Below are 17,788 nucleotides of genomic sequence, written 5' to 3'. Positions count from 1 at the left end.
CGCGGCGCGGACCGGCGTGCTTCACATGAAATGGTCGTTGCTGGGCCGCCTACGGGCCGCCGACGCCCTTGACGGCATCGAGATTGCCGTGGACGCGGCGCAGCAGGTCGATCAGCACCTCCCGCTCGTCCTTGCGCAGCACGGACAGCAGCCGTCGTTCGCGTTCGAGCGCGGCGACGATGACTTTGTCGTGGGTCGCGCGTCCCTTCGCGGTCAACGATATCGAATGGGTGCGTCCGTCGTCCGGGGCGGTCCGGATCGCGACCAGCCCCCGTTTTTGCAGCATCGACAAGGTGCGGCTGACCGGCCCCTTGTCGAAGCCGATCACCTGGCAGATCCGCGAGGCCGGGATGCCGGGCTCGATCGCCAGCAGCGACATGATCCGCCATTCCGTGACGTTGACGCCGAAATTGCGCTGATAGAACGCGGTGGCGCTGTTCGAGAGCTTGTTGGCAATGAAGGTGATGAACGCCGGAACGTAGCGCTCGAGATCGAGGGTTGGGCCGTCATCGGCGCTGGCGATTTCCGCCGGTCTCGGCCGGCGCGCATTTCTGGCGGGTGGTTGACTGCTCATGTCCCTGATCATCGCTGCAAACGCTGGGCTTGAGAGATAGAGACATGCGCCAGCGCTTTACAAGAACAAACTTTGGGAGGTCGGAATGAGTGCATCAGGCTTCACGCCATCGGCAGGCGTGCCGCATATGGACATCGATCCGTTCTCGATCGAGTTCTTCGAAGACCCGCATCCCGCCCACGAGGTGCTCCGGGAAGCCGGGCCGGTGGTTTGGTTCGACAAGTGGAAGGTCTACGGCGTCGCCCGCCATGCCGAGGTCCACGCCGTCCTCAACGATCCCCTGACTTTCTGTTCCAGCCGCGGCGTCGGCCTCAGCGACTTTGCGAAGGAAAAGGCCTGGCGGCCGCAGAGCATCATTCTGGAGGCCGATCCGCCGGAACATGCGCGCACACGGGCGGTGCTGAGCCGGGTGCTCTCGCCGACGGTGATGAAGCAATTGCGCGGCAGCTTTGTCGCCGCCGCCGAATCCCGGGTGGAAGCGCTGCTCGCCAAAGGCAGCTTCGACGCCATCGCCGACCTCGCCGAGGCGTATCCGTTGTCCGTGTTTCCCGATGCGCTTGGGCTCAAGCCGGAGGGGCGCGAAAACCTGCTGCCCTATGCGAGCCTCGTCTTCAATTCGTTCGGGCCGCCGAACAGGCTGCGCCAGGACGCGATCGAACGCTCGGCGCCGCATCAGGCCTATGTCGCCGAACAATGCCAGCGTGAAAATCTCGCGCCCGGCGGTTTCGGCGCCTGCATCCATGCCCGCGCCGATGCCGGCGATATCACAGCCGCGGAAGCGCCATTGCTGGTGCGCTCGCTGCTCAGCGCTGGTCTCGATACCACGGTCAACGGCATCGGCGCTGCGGTCTACTGCCTGGCGCGTTTTCCCGATCAATGGGCGCGGCTGCGCAGCGACCCGACGCTGGCGCGCAACGCCTTTGAGGAGGCGGTGCGGTTCGAAAGCCCGGTGCAGACGTTCTTCCGGACCACGACACGGGACGTCGAGATCAGCGGGTCGCGGATCGGTGAGGGCGAGAAAATCCTGATGTTCCTCGCCGCTGCCAACCGCGATCCGCGGCGATGGGACCGGCCGGACGAATATGACGTGACGCGCAAGACCAGCGGCCACGTCGGCTATGGCTCCGGCATCCACATGTGCGTCGGCCAGCTCGTCGCGCGGCTGGAAGGCGAGGCGGTGCTTTCGGCACTGGCCAAACGGGTCAGTACGATCGAGATCACGGGGCCCGCGACGCGGCGTTTCAACAACACGCTCCGGGGCCTCGAAAGCCTGCCCGTGTCGATCAAAGCAGCGTGAGCCAGATCATGCCGACCATCATTTTCAACCGTCCGGATAACCGTTCCGAACGCGTCGACGCGAGCGCCGGCGACAGCGTCATGCAGGTCGCAACCACGCACGGCGTCGACGAGATCGTGGCCGAGTGCGGCGGCAACGCCATGTGCGCGACCTGCCATGTCTATGTCGACGAGCGCTGGATCGCGCGGCTCGCGCCCATGAGCGAGGAGGAGGACGAGCTGCTCCACGGCGTCGCCGCCGAGCGGCTGCCAAACAGCCGGCTGTCCTGCCAGATCAAGATCACGCCGGAGCTCGATGGCCTCGTCGTGCGGCTGCCGGACCGGCAGATCTGAATTCAAACCCGGCGCAGTCCGGGAACACCAACGATCACATCGATAGGGAGAGAATGATGAAGAATATCAGGGTCTATCTGGCGATCGCGCTGTCCTGCGCCGCGTTCGGACCGGCGCGGGCGGAGATTTCCGATAATGTCGTCCGGATCGGCGTGCTCAACGACATTTCCGGCATCTTCCAGGACACCAACGGCATGGGCTCGGTGGAAGCTGCACGGATGGCGGCGGAGGACTTTGGCGGCGGCGGCAAGAACATCAAGGTCGAGATCGTCTATGCCGATCACCAGAACAAGGCCGACGTCGGTCAGGGGATCGCGCGCAAATGGCTCGATGTCGAGGGTGTCGATGCCATTGTCGACGTGCCGAACTCGGCGGTCGGGCTCGCCATCAATGCGCTGGTGCGGGACTCCCGCATGACGTTCCTGGCGTCATCGACAGCGAGCTCCGACCTCACCGGCAAGGCCTGTTCGCCCAACACCATTCAATGGGTCAACGACGCGTGGGCCACCGGCAACACCACGGCGGCGGCGATGATGGGGCGCGGCGGCAAGGACTGGTACTTCGTCACGGTCGACTATGCGCTCGGCAAGGGCATCGAGGCCGAAGCCACCAACTACATCGAAAAGAATGGCGGCAAGGTGCTGGGCTCGAGCAAGCATCCACTCGGTACGTCGGACTTCGCGTCGTTCCTGCTGCAGGCGCAGAGCTCCAAGGCCAAGGTGATCGGCCTCGCCAATGCCGGAGGCGACACCATCAATGCGGTCAAGCAGGCCAATGAGTTCGGTATCCAGCAGAGCGGCCAGACCATGGTGGCGTTCCTGTTGTTCGTCAACGACGTCCACGGCATGGGATTGAAGATCGCGCAGGGCCTGCAACTGCTGGAGGCGTTTTACTGGGATATGGATGACGACACCCGTGCGTTCGCAAAACGCTTTGCGGCGCGGCCCGGCATGAACGGCAAGATGCCGAGCGGCAACCAGGCCGGCGTTTATGCCTCCACGCTCGCTTATCTCAACGCGGTGGCGGCGACCGGCAGCGACCATGCCAGGGACGCCGTGCCGCAGATGAAGAAGTTCAAGGGCAAGGACAAGCTGTTCGGCGACGTCACCATCCGCCAGGACGGCCGCGTCATCCACCCGATGTACCTGTTCGAGGTGAAGAAGCCGGCGGAGTCGAAATATCCGTATGACTATTACAAGCTGGTTTCGACGATTCCCGCCGATCAGGCGTTCCGGCCGATGGCAGATGGCGGATGCTCGCTGGTGAAGTAAGTCGGTGATGGCGCTTTCTTACCTCGCCCCGCTTGCGGGGAGAGGTCGGATCGCCCTTGCGATCCGGGTGAGGGGGTACAGGACCCACTACTGACGTCACTCGTGGATAGAGCCCCTCACCCCGACCCTCTCCCCGCAAGAGCGGGGCGAGGGAGAAACGTCACCCGGTCACCTTGCTGCTCCCTTGCGTGATCAGCCGCGCCGCGCGCTGATTCCTGGCGTGGATCCAGAGCCAGCTCATGGCGACGCTGAGCCGGTGGCGCAGGCCGATCAGGAAATAGATGTGGGCGATGCCCCAGATCCACCAGGCGAGATTGCCGCGCAGCTTCATCCAGCCGAAATCGATCACCGCCTTGCGCTTGCCGATCTGCGCCAGGCTGCCGGCATGCTTGTAGCGGAACGGCGGCAGCGTGCCGCCGCCGAGCCGCGCCTTGATGAGGGCCGCGACGTAGCGTCCCTGTTGCTTGGCCGCCGGCGCAATGCCGGGCACCGGATTTCCGCTCGCATCGGCAATCGTTGCGGTGTCACCCACAGCGAAAATATCGGGATGGCCGGGCACTGTCAGGTCCGGCTTCACCTGCACGCGGTAGGCGCGATCGGCGGGCGCGCCCAGCCATTCGGCCGCGCGCGAGGCACGCACGCCCGCGGCCCAGATGATGGTTTTCGCGTCGAGCTTGGTGTCGCCATAGACCACGCCATCGATGCTGCATTCCGTCACCGGCTTTCCCAGCATCACTTCGACGCCGAGGCGCTCAAGCGAGGTTTGCGCGTAGGCCGAGAGATCGTCGGGAAAGCCCGCGAGCACGCGAGGACCTGCCTCGATCAGCACCACGCGCGCCTTGCTGGTGTCGATGTTGCGGAAATCCTGCGGCAGCGTGTCCTTGGCGAGGTCGGCAATGGTGCCGGCGAGCTCGACGCCGGTGGGGCCCGCGCCGATGATGACGAAAGTCAGCAGCGCGGCGCGCCGCACCGGATCGGTTTCGCGCTCGGCGCGCTCGAAAGCGACCAGGATGCGCCGCCGCAGCGTGGTGGCGTCCTCCAGCGTTTTCAGCCCGGGTGCGAACGGTTCCCATTCGTCATGGCCGAAATAGGCGTGACGCGCACCGGTGGCGAGGATCAGCGTGTCATAGGGCAGCGCTTCGCCGTCATCGAGCAGCACACGCTTGCCCGCGGCGTCGACGCCATTGACGTTGGCGAACAGCGTCGTGACGTCGGGCCGGTCGCGCAAGAGATAACGGATCGGCCAGGCGATCTCGGAGGTCGCCAGCGATGCGGTGGCAACCTGATAGAGCAGCGGCTGGAACAAATGGTGGTTGCGCCGGTCGATCAGCGTGATTTTCACCGCTGCGCCGGCCAGCCCGAAGGCGGCTTCCAGCCCGCCGAAACCGGCGCCGACGATCACCACGTGGTGCTGACGTTTCGGCGCTGATGTCATGGAATGCAGCCTCGGTTCGAGATGTCTCCGTGCCTCATTATGTAGTTATTTGTGCACTGCTTCCAAGAGAAGCTTCAAGGCGTGTTTGCCAATCGAGCGATAGCGAAAGCGTATCGCCGAGCACTGAACAGCGCGCCGGAAAATTTTGCTTACGCAGACGACGGCCACACGGTCGACGCCTCGATGATCTCTGCGGTTCGCCGGTAATGCTCGGCCAAATAACGCACTGCGTCTTCGCTGCGGCGTAGCGTGGCGTCCATGATCTGCTGATGCTCGGCGGCAACGTCGCGCGCCGGCGTTCCCGCCACCCGGCCGACAAGGCACGGCCGCCGGTAGCGCTGGGTTTCGACATAGAGCTGGTCGGCTAGGTCGAGCAGCCGCGGCGACCCGCAATGCGCGATCAGCGCCCGATGGAATTGATAGTGCCGCTCGTCCATCGCGTGCATGTCGACGGCGCCTACTTCGCCGGAGAGGCGCGATTGCCGTTCGGCCTGTAGGCTGAGCGCATGGAAGGCGGCCACGATGGCGGCTTCCCAATCATCGTCGCCGCCCTGCATCGATCGGCGCAGCGCGTCGGATTCGATCAGGATGCGGGTTTCCGTCGCGTCCTTCATTTCCGCGCGCGACAGCGGCGCGACGGAAAAGCCACGCAGCGCAGTCGACAGCACGAGGCGCTCGGACTGCAGCCGCATCAACGCCTCGCGCAACGGCGAAAAGCTCAGGCCGTAGCGCTGCTTCAGCGCTTCGAGCCGCAGCGGCTTGCCCGCGTCGAGCGCGCCGGAGACGATATCGGCACGCAGGCGCTGATAGGCGACTTCGCTCAACGTTGCGGGCTCGCCGGCTCCCTCGCTGACGATCCGGCGGTCGCCTGCCACGCCTGCCATGTTTCCTGCTCTTGCGGTCGCCATTTACCCGTTTCGATTTCTTTCGAAAATTTCCTATTGCTTCGAACATATATCCTATTTTATATGATTGGCAATCCAGGGAGAGCGAAATGGCAACAGGACGCCACGAAAACCACCGGGAAGACGTCGCCGGGCGCGCCAATGTCGAGGACACCCCGGAATTGCTCGCCTATTACGACGAGCTGGAAAATCTGGACGCGGGTGCGCTGTGGACGGTCGCCAACAAGATCGAGCCCTGGCAGCCCAAATCGTCATCCGTCCCCGTGCTCTGGCGTTATGAGGACCTGCGCAAGCATGTGCTGCGGTCCGTCGAACTGGTGTCTCCCGAAAAGGCCGGCCGTCGCGTCATCTATCTGAACAATCCCGGCCGTCGCGATCACGCCGCCGCCGTCGGCTGGCTGTATTCCGGTCTGCAGGTGATGCATCCCGGCGAGGTCGCCTCCGCCCACGCCCATTCGGCCTCGGCGCTGCGCTTCATCATGGAAGGCGAGGGCGCCTACACCATCGTCGACGGCCACAAGCTCACACTCGGCGCCAATGATTTCGTCCTGACCCCGAACGGCACGTGGCACGAGCACGGTGTTTCCAGCGATGGCACGCCGTGCATCTGGCAGGACGGTCTCGACATCCCGCTGGTCAACACGCTGGAGGCCAATTTCTACGCGGTGCATCCGAAGATGCAGCAGGAGGTCGGCTATCCCGTCGACGACATGACCCACGCCTGGGGCAATCCGGGCTTGCGACCCGCGGGCGCCGAATGGACGCGCGGATATTCACCGCTGCTGAAATACGAGTGGGGGCCGACCTACGAGGCGCTGCAGCGCTACGGCAAGGCCTCCGACGGCTCACTTTATGACGGCGTCCTGATGAACTACGTCAATCCCGTCACCGGCGGTCCCGTGATGCAGACGATCGGCGCGTCGATGCAGATGCTCCGGCCCGGCGAGGCCACCAAGGCTCATCGTCACACCGGCAGTTTTATCTACCAGGTGGCGAAGGGCAGCGGTCACTCGATCATCGACGGCAAGCGCTTCGACTGGAAAGAGCGCGACATCTTCTGTGTGCCGTCCTGGTCCTGGCATGAGCATGTCAACGGATCAGACAGCGACGACGCCTGCCTGTTCACCTTCAACGATCTGCCTGTGATGCATGCCCTCGGCCTGTATCGCGAGGAAGCCTATGGCGACAATCAAGGCCGGCAGCCGCTGACATCCTAGGGAAAACCAACGATGCGTCTTGTTACCTACCGCGCCAACATCGAGGCGGCGGCCCGGCTCGGTGCCATCGTCGATGACCTGGTCGTGGACGTCGAGCGGATCGGCGCGCATGCCGGCACAGCATTGCCGTCCTCGATGCTCGATCTGATCGATCTCGGGCCGCCGGCGACGATGGCGCTGAAGAAGATGTTGAGCGAGCACGCAAGCCATTGGCCGGTAGGCACGGCGCTGCCGCTTGCCAATGTCAGGCTGCTGGCGCCGATCCCGCGGCCGCGCAAGAACATTTTCGGGATCGGCCTGAACTATGTCGAGCACGTCGCGGAATCGTCGCGCGCGCTGGACACGGCGAAGGAATTGCCGAAGCAGCCGATCATCTTTTCAAAGCCTCCGACCAGCGTGATCGGGCCGGATGAGGCCATCGAACACAACCGGACCATCACGCAGCAGCTCGACTGGGAAGTCGAACTCGCGGTCGTGATGGGGCGAACGGCGCGCCGGATCCCGGAAGCGCAGGCGCTCGATTTCGTGTTCGGCTACAGCGTGATGATCGACGTCAGCGCGCGCGACAATCGCCGCGCCGGGCAGTGGATCTATTCCAAGGGCCAGGACACCTATGCGCCTTTCGGTCCGTGCATCGTGACATCAGATGAGATCGGCGATCCGCACGCGCTCGATCTCTGGCTCACCGTAAACGGCGTTGAAAAGCAGCGCTCCAACACCCGCCACATGCTGTTCAAGGTGCCGCTTTTGATCTCGGATATTTCGGCCGCGATCACGCTCGAGCCGGGTGACATCATCGCGACCGGCACGCCCGATGGCGTGGGCGCGGGGCGGACGCCGCAGGAATGGCTGTGGCCTGGCGATGTCGTGGAGGCGGAAGTGGCCGGCATCGGCCGGCTGCGCCATCCGGTCGTGGCGGTCTGAGCGCGGGAGCCGGCGATGCTGTTCGACATGGAGGCGCTGGAGGCTCAACAACGCTACAAGATATTGACAGCGACGGTGACGCCGCGGCCGATCGCCTGGGTGACGACACTGTCCGAAGACGGCGTCATCAACGCGGCTCCCTACAGCTTCTTCAACGTGTTGGGGCATGAGCCGCCGACGCTTGCGATCGGGATGCTCGCCGGGCCGGGGCGCTTCAAGGATACCGCGACGAATATTCTCGCGACCGGAGAGTTCGTGGTGAACCTGGTTTCCGAACGGAACGCCGCGGCGATGAATGTTACCTGCATCGATGCGCCCCCCGATATCGACGAACTCGCATTGGCGGGCCTCACCGCGGCCCCGTCACATGCGATACGGCCGCCGCGCATCGCGGAGTCCCCGGTTTCCTTCGAATGCCGCGTGCTGAGTTCGATGGTGACCGGACCGCGCCAGACCGCGGTGATCGGCCGGATCCTGTGCGCCCACGTCGAAGATTCCGCGGTTCAGGACAAGGAGCGCTGCTATATCGACACGCCCGCGCTGCAGTTGATCGGCCGCATGCATGGCAGCGGCTGGTATGCCCGCTGCACCGATCTGTTCCAGCTCGACCGGCCGAACTGGGCGGGGTGGCGGCGAAACGCCGCGCCCCAACCGGATCAGGCACCATGAACATGATGGCCCGCGCTGTCCCTTCCGATTGTGTCGCGGTCGCGCCCTGCGACATTTGTTGCCCTGGCAACCGGAACTATAGTTCTTGCCTTCGGCGCTGTCTGCGAATTATGGTGCAGCCCGCTGGGGTATGGGCCGAAGGTTCTAATCGGAGCTTTCGGTTCGTGCTTGCTGCGGGCCGCAGATTTCGCGCACAAAATATCCGGGCTTACCGGGATTGACGAAGGCGCAGGCCTCGAGACGGCAGCCGCACTGGCTGGCGTAACAAAATAGATAATGAGGAGGGGAGTGAATATGAAAAAGACATTCTGGCTGGCGGGCGCAATGGCTCTGGCGCTGGCGCAGCCTGCGCTTGGCGCCGACAGTATCAAGATCGGTTTCGTCTCGACCTTCAGCGGCCCCACGGCCGCGATCGGCAACGACATGCGCAACTCGTTCGAACTGGCGCTCGATCATATGGGCCGCAAGATGGACGGCAAACCGGTCGAGGTGATCTATGAGGACGACGGCCAGAAGCCGGATGTCGGCAAGCAGAAGACCGAAAAGCTGATCCAGTCCGACAAGGTCGATTTCATCGTCGGCTACATCTGGTCGAACGTGCTGCTGGCCTCGCTGAAGACCGCGGTCGATTCCAAAACCTTCCTGATCTCGGCCAATGCCGGTCCCTCGCAGCTCGCCGGCGAATTGTGCTCGCCTTACGTGTTCTCGACCTCCTGGCAGAACGACCAGACGCCGCAGGCGATGGGCACCTACATGAACCAGAAGGGCGTCAAGTCGGTGTTCCTGATCGGCCCGAACTATGCCGCCGGCAAGGACATGCTGGCCGGCGTCAAGAGCACGTTCAAGGGCCAGGTGGTCGGTGAGGAATACACGGTGTGGCCGAGCCAGCTCGACTTCTCCGCCGAACTCACCAAGGCCAAGAACTCCAAGGCCGAGTCGATCTTTGTGTTCTATCCGGGCGCTGCCGGCGTGCAGTTCCTCAACCAGTATGCGCAGGCCGGCATCAAGGCGCAGATCCCGCTCTATACGGCGTTCACGATCGACGAATTGTCGCTGCCGCTGCAGAAGGAGAATGCGCTCGGCGTTCCCGGCGCGCAGCAATGGGTCAACGACCTGCCGAACCCCGAGAACAAGAAGTTCGTCGAGGACTACCGCAAGAAATATCCGAACCTGCGCCCGACCTTTTATGGCGCGCAATCCTATGATGCCGCGCAGCTGATCAACAGCGCGGTGGTTGCGGTCAAGGGCGACGTGACCAAGAAGGACGCGATGAAGGCCGAGATGGAGAAAGCCAACTTCAAGTCGGTGCGCGGCCCGTTCAAATACGGCAAGAACCACATTCCGATCCAGAACTTCTATCTGCAGGACGTGGTCAAGGATGCCGACGGCCAGCTGGCGCTGAAGACGGTGGCCACCATCGTCAAGGACAGTCAGGATGGCTTCCACGATAAATGCCCGATGAAGTGATTGTTGGCGTGACCGGTGCATGATCGGCCAAGGGGCTTGTCGAAAAATTACTTTATGTTTAAAGTAATTTCAGAAACCCGATGGCCTGCTTCGGAGGCGTGGATGTGTAAGCGGTTTGGCAAATGATCATGCGCCAACAAAAATAGGCGGCGGCGCCGACGCGCTGCCGCTGTTTTGTTTCGGGTTGAGGGGCGCGATCTGAAAGGGAAGCCGGTCCTCGCGACGAACGCGTGGCGTCGGCGTGAGATCACGATCGGAGAGGGGTCTGGGTTGGTTCTTGTCGAACAATCGCTGAACGGATTGCAGTTCGGCCTGCTGCTGTTCCTGCTGGCGGCCGGGCTGACGCTGGTGTTCGGCATCATGGATTTCGTCAATCTGGCGCACGGCTCGCTCTACATGATGGGCGCCTATTTCGCCGCGACGTTCACCGCCTGGACCGGAAGCTTCATCCTCGGCGTGCTGCTGGCGCTCGGCGCCACGCTGCTATTGGGCATCGTGCTGGAATTCGTCGCGCTCCGGCATCTTTACGGCCGCGACCATCTCGACCAGGTGCTGGCGACGTTCGGACTGATCCTGTTTTTCAATGACGCGGTGCGGCTGATCTGGGGCCCGGCCGGCCTTGCGCTGCCGCTGCCGGCCTGGCTGACTGTGCCGGTCCAGATCATCCCCGGCGTGTACTATCCGGCCTACCGGCTGTCGATCATCATCGTCGCGCTCGCGGTCGCCGCGCTGCTTTACGTCGTTGTGATGCGGACCCGGATCGGCATGCTGATCCGCGCCGGCGCCTCCAACCGCGAAATGATCGGTGCGCTCGGCATCAACATCAAACTGCTGTTCACGCTGGTGTTCGGGCTTGGTGCGGCGCTCGCCGGTCTTGCCGGACTGATGCAGGCGCCGATCCTCACCGTGCAGATCGGGATGGGCGAGAACATCCTCATCCTCGCCTTCGTCATCATCGTGATCGGCGGCATCGGCTCGATCCGCGGCGCATTCCTCGCCGCGATCTTTGTCGGCATGATCGATACGCTCGGCCGTGCCTTCCTGCCTGATCTGCTGCGCACGGTGTTGAGTTCAGCCGCCGCCTCCACCGCCGCACCCGCGCTGTCGTCGATGCTGATCTATCTCTTGATGGCGATCGTGCTGGTGGTGCGGCCGGAGGGGCTGTTTCCGGCCGCCAAACGATGAAATTACAAATCAATACAAGCAACGTCGTCGTGGCGCTGGTCGCCGCCGGGCTGGTCGTGCTGCCGCTCTATTCGCAGCTCACCGGCAACATCTTCATCCTGACGCTGTTCACCCGCATCATCATCTTCGCGCTGGCCGCGGCCAGCCTCAATCTCATCATGGGCTATGGCGGCATGATGAGCTTCGGCCACGCGGCCTATCTCGGCATCGGCGGCTATGCGGTCGGCATCCTCGCCTTTGAAGGCATCGGCTCCGGCTTCATCCAGTGGCCGGTGGCCCTGGTGGCGTCGGCGCTCTATGCGCTCGTGATCGGCGCGCTCAGTCTGCGCACCCGCGGCGTCTACTTCATCATGATCACGCTCGCCTTTGCGCAGATGGCCTATTACATCGCCTCGGGCATGTCGCGCTACGGCGGCGACGATGGTCTGACCATCTACAAGCGCAGCAATTTCGGCGGCCTGATCGACCTGTCGAACCGCGTGCAGTTCTATTACCTCTGCCTCGGCTGCCTGTTCGGCGGCATCTATCTGATCTGGCGGATCATCAATTCGCGCTTCGGCCTGGTAGTGCAGGGCATTCGTTCCAATGAGCAGCGCATGCAGGCGATCGGCTATCATGCCAACCGCTACCGGCTGGTCTGTTTCGTCATCTCCGGCACCATCTGCGGCCTGGCCGGCGCGCTGCTGGCGAACAATACCGACTTCATCAGCCCGGCCGGAATGTACTGGACCCGCTCCGGCGAGCTCATGGTGATGGTGGTGTTCGGCGGCATGGGCTCGCTGTTCGGTCCGGTGATCGGCACAATTTTCTTTCTGCTGCTGGAAGAACTGCTGTCGCAATTCACCGAATACTGGGCGCTGATCATGGGGCCGCTGCTGCTGCTGATCGTGCTGTTCGCGCGCGGCGGCATCATGGGCCTGCTCGGGAGGTTTAACCGTGGCTGATCCCTTGCTCCGCGTTGAAAACCTGGTGCGGCGGTTTGGCGGCATTCTCGCCACCGACAATCTGTCGCTCGACGTCATGCCTGGCGAGTTGCACGCCATCATCGGCCCCAACGGCGCCGGCAAGACCACGCTGATCAGCCAGCTGACCGGGCAATTGATGCCGAATTCGGGCACCATTGTTTTCGGCGGCCGCGACGTCACCGCCCTGCCATCCTACCGGCGCAGCCGGCTCGGGCTGGCGCGCTCGTTCCAGATCACGTCGCTGCTGCCGGATTTTACCGCGGCCGACAATGTCGCGCTCGCAGCGCAAGCCCATGACGGGCACTCGTTCCGGTTCTGGGGCAATGCGCGCAAGGAAAAACCGCTGCGCGACGCCGCGCAGGCCGCGCTGACGCGGGTCGGGCTCGGGGCACGCGCCGACGTGCCGGTGTCCGAACTCAGCCATGGCGAACAACGCGAACTCGAGCTTGCGGTCGCGCTCGCCACAAAGCCGCAATTGCTGCTGCTCGATGAGCCGATGGCGGGGCTCGGCGTCACCGAGTCGGCGCGCATGGTGGCGCTGCTGAAGGAATTGCGCAAGGAAGTCACCATCGTGCTGGTCGAGCATGACATGGAGGCGGTGTTCGCGCTGGCTGACCGCATCACCGTGCTCGTCTACGGCCGCGTCATCGCGTCCGGCGATCCCGACGCGATCCGCCACAACGACGAAGTCAAGCGCGCCTATCTCGGCGATCAGCACGTGGTGGTCGCTCATGGCTGAAACAACAAAAACAGCTGAAACACTGCTCGAAATTGACGGCATCGAAACCTGCTATGGCCTCAGCCAGGTGCTGTTCGGCCTGTCGCTGTCGGTCCGGTCAGGCGAAATGGTCGCGCTGATGGGCCGCAACGGCATGGGCAAGACCACGACCATCCGCTCGATCATGGGCATGACGGGCGCGCGTGCCGGCACCATCCGTTTCGCCGGGGAGCAGGTGCGCAGCCTGCCGTCGTACAAGATTGCAAAACTCGGCATCGGCCTGGTGCCGGAAGGCCGCCAGATCTTTCCGAATCTCACCGTGTACGAAAACCTGGTCGCGGCCGCCGGCAATCGGGCCGGTAACTCCGATCCCTGGACCATCGAAAAAATCCACGTGTTGTTTCCCCGCCTCGCCGAGCGCGGCGGCAACATGGGCGTGACGCTGTCGGGCGGCGAGCAGCAGATGCTGGCGATCGGCCGCGCGCTGATGACCAATCCGAAGCTCCTGATACTCGACGAAGCCACCGAAGGCCTCGCGCCCCTGATCCGCGAGGAAATCTGGAGCTGCCTGTCGATGCTCAAGGGACGTGGGCAATCGGTGCTGGTGATCGACAAGAACGTCGCCAACCTCTCCCGCATCGCCGACCGGCATTACATCATCGAGCGGGGACGCACGGTGTGGAGCGGCACGTCCGAACAGTTGATCGCCGAGCCGGATCTGCAGCACCGGTATCTGGGGATTTGAGGGGACGACGCGAATGTCTCTTTCGTCATGGCCGGGCATAGCCGTCTGAAGGACGGCGTCGCTTCCGCTCGCCTATGCCCGGCCATCCACGTCTTTCTTGTTTCGCGGAGATAAGACGTGGATGCCCGGGACAAGCCCGGGCATGACGAGTTGATAGACTGACGCGTTCACAACGCCCACGCCAAAAATGCCACCATGAACCCCGACGCCGACCGGATCATCGAACTCTATCAGCGCCACGCCCGCGCCTGGGCGCAGGACCGCGGCAACCGGCTGATGGAGCGCGCGTGGCTCGACCGGTTTTGTGCGCTGCTGCCGGGCGGCGCTTCCGTGCTCGACATCGGCTGCGGCTCAGGCGAGCCGATCGCCCGTTACCTCACCCGGCAGGGATGTCATGTCACCGGTGTGGATTCGTCGCCGGAACTGATTGCGTTGTGCTCGGCGTCTTTTCCGGATCTTGCGTGGCACATAGCCGATATGCGCATGCTCGCGCTCGCGCGGCGTTTTGATGGTCTGCTGGCGTGGGATAGTTTCTTCCACCTCTGTCCCGATGACCAGCGCCGGATGTTTGCCATCTTCCGGCAGCATGCTGCGCCGCGCGCGGCATTGATGTTCACGAGCGGTCCGGCGCATGGCGAAGCGATCGGGAGCTATCAAGGCGAGCCGCTCTATCATGCAAGCCTCGATGCTGCCGAATATCGCGCGCTATTGAACGCCAACGGCTTCGAGGTGGTCGCACATGTGATCGAGGATCCGGACTGCGGCAATCATACGGTCTGGCTGGCGCAGTTCGAAACCGGCTAGGGTTGGACTTGTTTGCGGAGGGCGCATGGCAAATTCAAATGAGACCACGAGCGCTGTCGAAGGCACGGTGCAGATCGGCGGTCGGTCACTTTGTTACTTGCAGGTCGGCGATCCCAACGGTCCGCTCGTCATTCACAATCATGGCGGGCCTTCCAGTCGGCTCGAAGCACAGGTCTTCGCCACTCATGCGCTCAATCTTGGTTTGAGATTCGTATGCGTGGACCGTCCAGGCCAGGGCAAATCGGATCCTCAACAAAACCGCACCTTTGCCGGTTGGGCAGCCGACCTGGAAGCAATTGCCAGCGCGCTTGAGGCTGATCGCTTCGCGGTCACCGGTTGGTCCGAAGGCGGCCCGTGGGCGCTCGCGGCGGCAGCGTATATCGATCCCGCAAGGCTGGTTCATGTCAGCAGCATCGCACCCGGATCCTATGGCGCGTTCGGGACCAATTGGGCGGCCAAGTATCTGTCCCAGGCCGACGCGATGGGCGGTTTCCTTGCATTGCATTTTCGGCCCGGCTTCCAGCTCATGTACGAGTTGATCGATATCGCCGCGACCCGGTTTCCGGAGCAGTACAAGAAAGGGTTACTGAAGGCGAGCTGTCCCGCCGATCTCGACGTACTTGCCGATGCGCGTGTGTTGAACATCATGGCGGAGTCCGGACGCGAGTGCTTCCGGCAGGGCGCTGAAGGCCTCGTGGCCGACGCGCGGATGCTCTACCAGCAATGGCCGTTCGACGTAGCGGCCATCCATCGGCCGGTCCATCTGTGGCAGGGCACCGCGGATACGTTTGTGCCCTACGCAGTGAACAAGCCGTTGGGTGAGCGCATGCCTGGGGCGATGTGGCACGAAGTCGCCGATGGCGGGCATTTCATCGCGATTTCTCACGCCGCCGAGGTATTGGCGGTCGCGGGCAAGGATCTTGCGGCGACGGCGTGAGTCCGATCAACATCGAATAGATATGCCGTCATCGGCTGCCCGGTCTCGGGATCCCGCACGCTGAACGACTCGAGATAGACCGGCTTGCCGTCCTGCGGGATCAGCAAGATCGAGCTGGGAATCTTGTTTGTCGCGATTTCGTTGCGAATGTAATCGCCAATACGATCAGAGGCCGCACGTGAGAACGTTGACGCTGCCGACGACGCCGGGGATTCGTGCGGTCAGCCGCCGAGGGCAAAAGCCGCGGCGATCACGACGGCACGCAGTCCAGCCATCGCCTGGCGGGATTGTTGGAAGATGAAGAACGCTGGTATACTCATCCCTCCAACCCGAACTGTTCAGGCCTTGTGCGCTGAACCATAAAACGAGCCCCGGCGGGCCGCCATCAGGCTAAAGTATGTCGAACAGTGTGTTCAATTCCTTCCCGCAGCGACCGGAGCGGCATTTCGCAATCATTGACGCCGCGGTCGACGTTCAAGGGGACGCGCGAGGCATTGCTTGATGCCAACCGATCCGTCAGTCGAGTTCCGATCCGGCGCTTCCCGCAAGAGCGTGCCGCTGGCGCTTTTCCTTGTTTCGATGAGCATCATTGTTGCGGTCTGGTACTGGCTGGCGAGCCCGGTGCTGCTGGATCATGCGCTGATTGATCCCGCCAAGAAGCTCGACTGCGTGTCTTACGCGCCGTTCCGGAACGGGCAGACGCCGTGGAATTCCGACATCATCATCAGCCCGGAGCAGATTGCGGAAGATCTCGGCCAGTTGGCCGGGATATCGAACTGCATCCGCACCTACTCGGTCGAGAACGGGCTCGACAAGGTGCCTCAGCTGGCGGCGAAGGTCGGGATCAAAGTCATTCTCGGCATCTGGCTCGGACGCGACCGCGTGAAGAACGCAGCCTTGATCGACACCGCGGTATCGCTGGCCAAGGATTATCAGGGGACCGTGACCTCCGTCATCGTCGGCAGCGAAGTGCTGCTGCGCGGCGAAATGACGGTGAACGATTTGCGCGAGATAATCCGCTCGGTCAGGTCGCGTATCACGACGCCGATAACCTACGCCGATTCCTGGGATTACTGGCTGCGCTACCGCGAGATGGCCGCCGACGTCGATTTCGTCACTGTCCACATGTTGCCGTTCTGGGAAGATGAGCCGATCCGAGCCGAAAACGCGGCGGCACATGTTATCGATATCTACCACAAGGTCGCGCAGGCGTTTCCCGGCAAGGAAATCCTGATCGGGGAGGCGGGCTGGCCGAGCAAGGGACGCATGCGGGAGGTCTCGCTGCCGTCACGCATCAATCAGGCCCGCTTCGTTTCCGAACTGCTCGACCGGGCGGAGCGGGAAAAAATCCGCGTCAATGTGTTTGAGGCCTACGACGAATCATGGAAGCGCCAGTGGGAAGGCACGGTCGGCGCCCATTGGGGCCTTCTCGACGGCGATAGCCGTCAGATCAAGCATGCGCACGGAGCGGCCGTCAGTAATTATCCGTTCTGGAAGCTGCAACTGGGAGCCGGCCTTGCTTTCGGCATTTGTGTTTTTGCCGTTGCATTGTTGACGCTTTGGCGTCGGCAGGTGGCGACAGGATCGGCGCCGTGGCTGGCCGTGTCGACATGCGCGACGACGGGCGGAATCCTGCTGGGGCTCGGCGCCGAAAAGGCCTTTTATGAAAACTATGGCGTCGCCGGTCTGCTGAACCAGGGATGGCTTCTGACCGCGGCCGTCGCGCTGCCGCTGCTGTGCGCCAACGCGTTGATGGCCGGGCGGGCGTTGCCGTCGTTCCGGGAATTACTCGGCCCGCGCGAGGGCTGGCCCTCATCATGGCCTGCGCTGGTCCTGGGCGTTGTGCTGATGGTCACCACGCTGATCACCGTAGAGGTCGCGCTCGGCCTGGTGTTCGATCCGCGTTCGCGGGATTTCCCGTTTGCCAGCGTGACCATGGCGGCTGTGCCGGTCTGGACGGTGGCGCTGCTCTGCTGTCGAAAGTCGGACGACGGCGTCACCGCCGAGGCTGTGTTCGCCGGCCTGCTCGTGGCGGCTGCGCTTTTCCTCTTTCTCAATGAGGGTGTTCACAACTGGCAATCGCTGTGGACCGCGGCGGCATTTCTCCTGTTTGGCGCCGCGCTGTGGCCGCCGCGTTTCGTTGCCGTTTGGAGCGTGCTCCCGAACATGCCGTTCGTCTTCCGGAAGACGCTCCGCAAGCAACAACTCGCCGTACAACCGATCGCCGTCGCTTCCCTGCCGCCGCCAAAACCGCCGGCGGCTACCGCCGGCGGCTTCGTTGCGGCGACGTCAAAGGTCGAATGCGACAAATAGCTGTCTGCTGAAGTGGGCTCTGGTCCGGGA

17 protein-coding genes are annotated in these 17,788 nt (G+C 63.2%); 14 read left to right on the top strand and 3 right to left on the bottom strand.

Annotated features, from left to right (window positions below; all coding sequences use genetic code 11):
- Positions 1-49: 49 nt before the first annotated feature.
- Positions 50-574, bottom strand: coding sequence for a MarR family winged helix-turn-helix transcriptional regulator (locus JQ575_RS12440; protein ID WP_211997991.1), 525 nt, complete (start codon positions 572-574; stop codon positions 50-52).
- An 85-nt stretch (positions 575-659) separates the two neighbouring features.
- On the opposite strand from JQ575_RS12440, the gene JQ575_RS12435 reads away from it, so the two are divergent.
- From JQ575_RS12435 to JQ575_RS12425, 3 genes are read left to right on the top strand one after another with little or no spacing between them, the layout of a single operon-like run.
- Positions 660-1,871 (top strand): cytochrome P450, encoded by a 1,212-nt coding sequence (locus JQ575_RS12435; RefSeq protein WP_212033482.1) that lies wholly within the window; start codon positions 660-662, stop codon positions 1,869-1,871.
- 8 nt (positions 1,872-1,879) lie between these two features.
- A complete protein-coding gene (locus tag JQ575_RS12430) occupies positions 1,880-2,203 on the top strand; it encodes a 2Fe-2S iron-sulfur cluster-binding protein (protein ID WP_212033481.1) in 324 nt (107 codons plus the stop codon).
- 56 nt (positions 2,204-2,259) lie between these two features.
- Positions 2,260-3,474 carry an ABC transporter substrate-binding protein gene (locus tag JQ575_RS12425; RefSeq protein WP_212033480.1) on the top strand — a complete coding sequence of 405 codons (1,215 nt, stop codon included), beginning with the start codon at positions 2,260-2,262 and terminating at the stop codon, positions 3,472-3,474.
- 160 nt (positions 3,475-3,634) lie between these two features.
- Here JQ575_RS12425 and JQ575_RS12420 read toward each other — a convergent pair whose 3' ends face one another.
- Positions 3,635-4,909: an NAD(P)/FAD-dependent oxidoreductase gene (locus tag JQ575_RS12420; protein ID WP_212033479.1), complete on the bottom strand. Its 1,275-nt coding sequence runs from the start codon at positions 4,907-4,909 to the stop codon at positions 3,635-3,637.
- Between the two features lie 149 nt (positions 4,910-5,058).
- Positions 5,059-5,793: a GntR family transcriptional regulator gene (locus JQ575_RS12415; protein ID WP_212033478.1), complete on the bottom strand. Its 735-nt coding sequence runs from the start codon at positions 5,791-5,793 to the stop codon at positions 5,059-5,061.
- A gap of 110 nt (positions 5,794-5,903) precedes the next feature.
- Between JQ575_RS12415 and JQ575_RS12410 the strand changes: the two genes are divergently transcribed.
- The 11 genes from JQ575_RS12410 (at position 5,904) to JQ575_RS12360 (ending at position 17,758) form a co-directional block, all read left to right on the top strand.
- On the top strand, positions 5,904-7,031 hold the full coding sequence (locus JQ575_RS12410) for a cupin domain-containing protein (RefSeq protein ID WP_212033477.1): 1,128 nt from the start codon (positions 5,904-5,906) through the stop codon (positions 7,029-7,031).
- A gap of 12 nt (positions 7,032-7,043) precedes the next feature.
- Positions 7,044-7,955, top strand: coding sequence for a fumarylacetoacetate hydrolase family protein (locus tag JQ575_RS12405; protein ID WP_212033476.1), 912 nt, complete (start codon positions 7,044-7,046; stop codon positions 7,953-7,955).
- Between the two features lie 15 nt (positions 7,956-7,970).
- Positions 7,971-8,624, top strand: a complete 654-nt coding sequence (locus JQ575_RS12400; protein ID WP_212033475.1) for a flavin reductase family protein — start codon at positions 7,971-7,973, stop codon at positions 8,622-8,624.
- 294 nt (positions 8,625-8,918) lie between these two features.
- Entirely contained in the window at positions 8,919-10,091 is a 1,173-nt protein-coding gene (locus JQ575_RS12395; RefSeq protein WP_212033474.1) for an ABC transporter substrate-binding protein, read from the top strand.
- 270 nt (positions 10,092-10,361) lie between these two features.
- Positions 10,362-11,276 (top strand): branched-chain amino acid ABC transporter permease, encoded by a 915-nt coding sequence (locus tag JQ575_RS12390; RefSeq protein WP_212033473.1) that lies wholly within the window; start codon positions 10,362-10,364, stop codon positions 11,274-11,276.
- Positions 11,273-12,220, top strand: coding sequence for a branched-chain amino acid ABC transporter permease (locus JQ575_RS12385; RefSeq protein WP_192735490.1), 948 nt, complete (start codon positions 11,273-11,275; stop codon positions 12,218-12,220). Before JQ575_RS12390 ends, JQ575_RS12385 begins: the two co-directional genes overlap by 4 nt.
- Positions 12,213-12,980 carry an ABC transporter ATP-binding protein gene (locus JQ575_RS12380; RefSeq protein ID WP_212033472.1) on the top strand — a complete coding sequence of 256 codons (768 nt, stop codon included), beginning with the start codon at positions 12,213-12,215 and terminating at the stop codon, positions 12,978-12,980. Before JQ575_RS12385 ends, JQ575_RS12380 begins: the two co-directional genes overlap by 8 nt.
- Positions 12,973-13,704, top strand: a complete 732-nt coding sequence (locus tag JQ575_RS12375) for an ABC transporter ATP-binding protein (RefSeq protein ID WP_212033471.1) — start codon at positions 12,973-12,975, stop codon at positions 13,702-13,704. The genes JQ575_RS12380 and JQ575_RS12375 overlap by 8 nt, the downstream gene beginning before the upstream one ends.
- A 195-nt stretch (positions 13,705-13,899) precedes the next feature.
- A complete protein-coding gene (locus JQ575_RS12370; protein ID WP_212033470.1) occupies positions 13,900-14,508 on the top strand; it encodes a trans-aconitate 2-methyltransferase in 609 nt (202 codons plus the stop codon).
- A 97-nt stretch (positions 14,509-14,605) separates the two neighbouring features.
- Positions 14,606-15,445, top strand: a complete 840-nt coding sequence (locus tag JQ575_RS12365) for an alpha/beta fold hydrolase (protein WP_249166612.1) — start codon at positions 14,606-14,608, stop codon at positions 15,443-15,445.
- 501 nt (positions 15,446-15,946) lie between these two features.
- The gene (locus JQ575_RS12360) at positions 15,947-17,758 is read left to right on the top strand and encodes a glycosyl hydrolase family 17 protein (RefSeq protein WP_212033469.1); all 1,812 of its coding nucleotides are present in this window, start codon (positions 15,947-15,949) and stop codon (positions 17,756-17,758) included.
- Positions 17,759-17,788 lie beyond the last annotated feature (30 nt).

Origin of the sequence: Bradyrhizobium sp. JYMT SZCCT0428, from assembly GCF_018131075.1 — a bacterium.
In the GTDB taxonomy this organism is placed as follows: Bacteria; Pseudomonadota; Alphaproteobacteria; order Rhizobiales; family Xanthobacteraceae; genus Bradyrhizobium.
The sequence above is the reverse complement of the archived record's forward strand: the minus strand, read 5'-3'. Positions and strand labels throughout refer to the sequence as shown.

What these genes read in the sequence shown, in the direction of transcription:
- JQ575_RS12440 (WP_211997991.1), bottom strand. Translation starts at nt 574, where the DNA reads ATGAGCAGTCAACCACCCGCCAGAAATGCGCGCCGGCCGAGACCGGCG.
- JQ575_RS12435 (WP_212033482.1), top strand. Translation starts at nt 660, where the DNA reads ATGAGTGCATCAGGCTTCACGCCATCGGCAGGCGTGCCGCATATGGAC.
- JQ575_RS12430 (WP_212033481.1), top strand. Translation starts at nt 1,880, where the DNA reads ATGCCGACCATCATTTTCAACCGTCCGGATAACCGTTCCGAACGCGTC.
- JQ575_RS12425 (WP_212033480.1), top strand. Translation starts at nt 2,260, where the DNA reads ATGAAGAATATCAGGGTCTATCTGGCGATCGCGCTGTCCTGCGCCGCG.
- JQ575_RS12420 (WP_212033479.1), bottom strand. Translation starts at nt 4,909, where the DNA reads ATGACATCAGCGCCGAAACGTCAGCACCACGTGGTGATCGTCGGCGCC.
- JQ575_RS12415 (WP_212033478.1), bottom strand. Translation starts at nt 5,793, where the DNA reads ATGGCAGGCGTGGCAGGCGACCGCCGGATCGTCAGCGAGGGAGCCGGC.
- JQ575_RS12410 (WP_212033477.1), top strand. Translation starts at nt 5,904, where the DNA reads ATGGCAACAGGACGCCACGAAAACCACCGGGAAGACGTCGCCGGGCGC.
- JQ575_RS12405 (WP_212033476.1), top strand. Translation starts at nt 7,044, where the DNA reads ATGCGTCTTGTTACCTACCGCGCCAACATCGAGGCGGCGGCCCGGCTC.
- JQ575_RS12400 (WP_212033475.1), top strand. Translation starts at nt 7,971, where the DNA reads ATGCTGTTCGACATGGAGGCGCTGGAGGCTCAACAACGCTACAAGATA.
- JQ575_RS12395 (WP_212033474.1), top strand. Translation starts at nt 8,919, where the DNA reads ATGAAAAAGACATTCTGGCTGGCGGGCGCAATGGCTCTGGCGCTGGCG.
- JQ575_RS12385 (WP_192735490.1), top strand. Translation starts at nt 11,273, where the DNA reads ATGAAATTACAAATCAATACAAGCAACGTCGTCGTGGCGCTGGTCGCC.
- JQ575_RS12375 (WP_212033471.1), top strand. Translation starts at nt 12,973, where the DNA reads ATGGCTGAAACAACAAAAACAGCTGAAACACTGCTCGAAATTGACGGC.
- JQ575_RS12370 (WP_212033470.1), top strand. Translation starts at nt 13,900, where the DNA reads ATGAACCCCGACGCCGACCGGATCATCGAACTCTATCAGCGCCACGCC.
- JQ575_RS12360 (WP_212033469.1), top strand. Translation starts at nt 15,947, where the DNA reads ATGCCAACCGATCCGTCAGTCGAGTTCCGATCCGGCGCTTCCCGCAAG.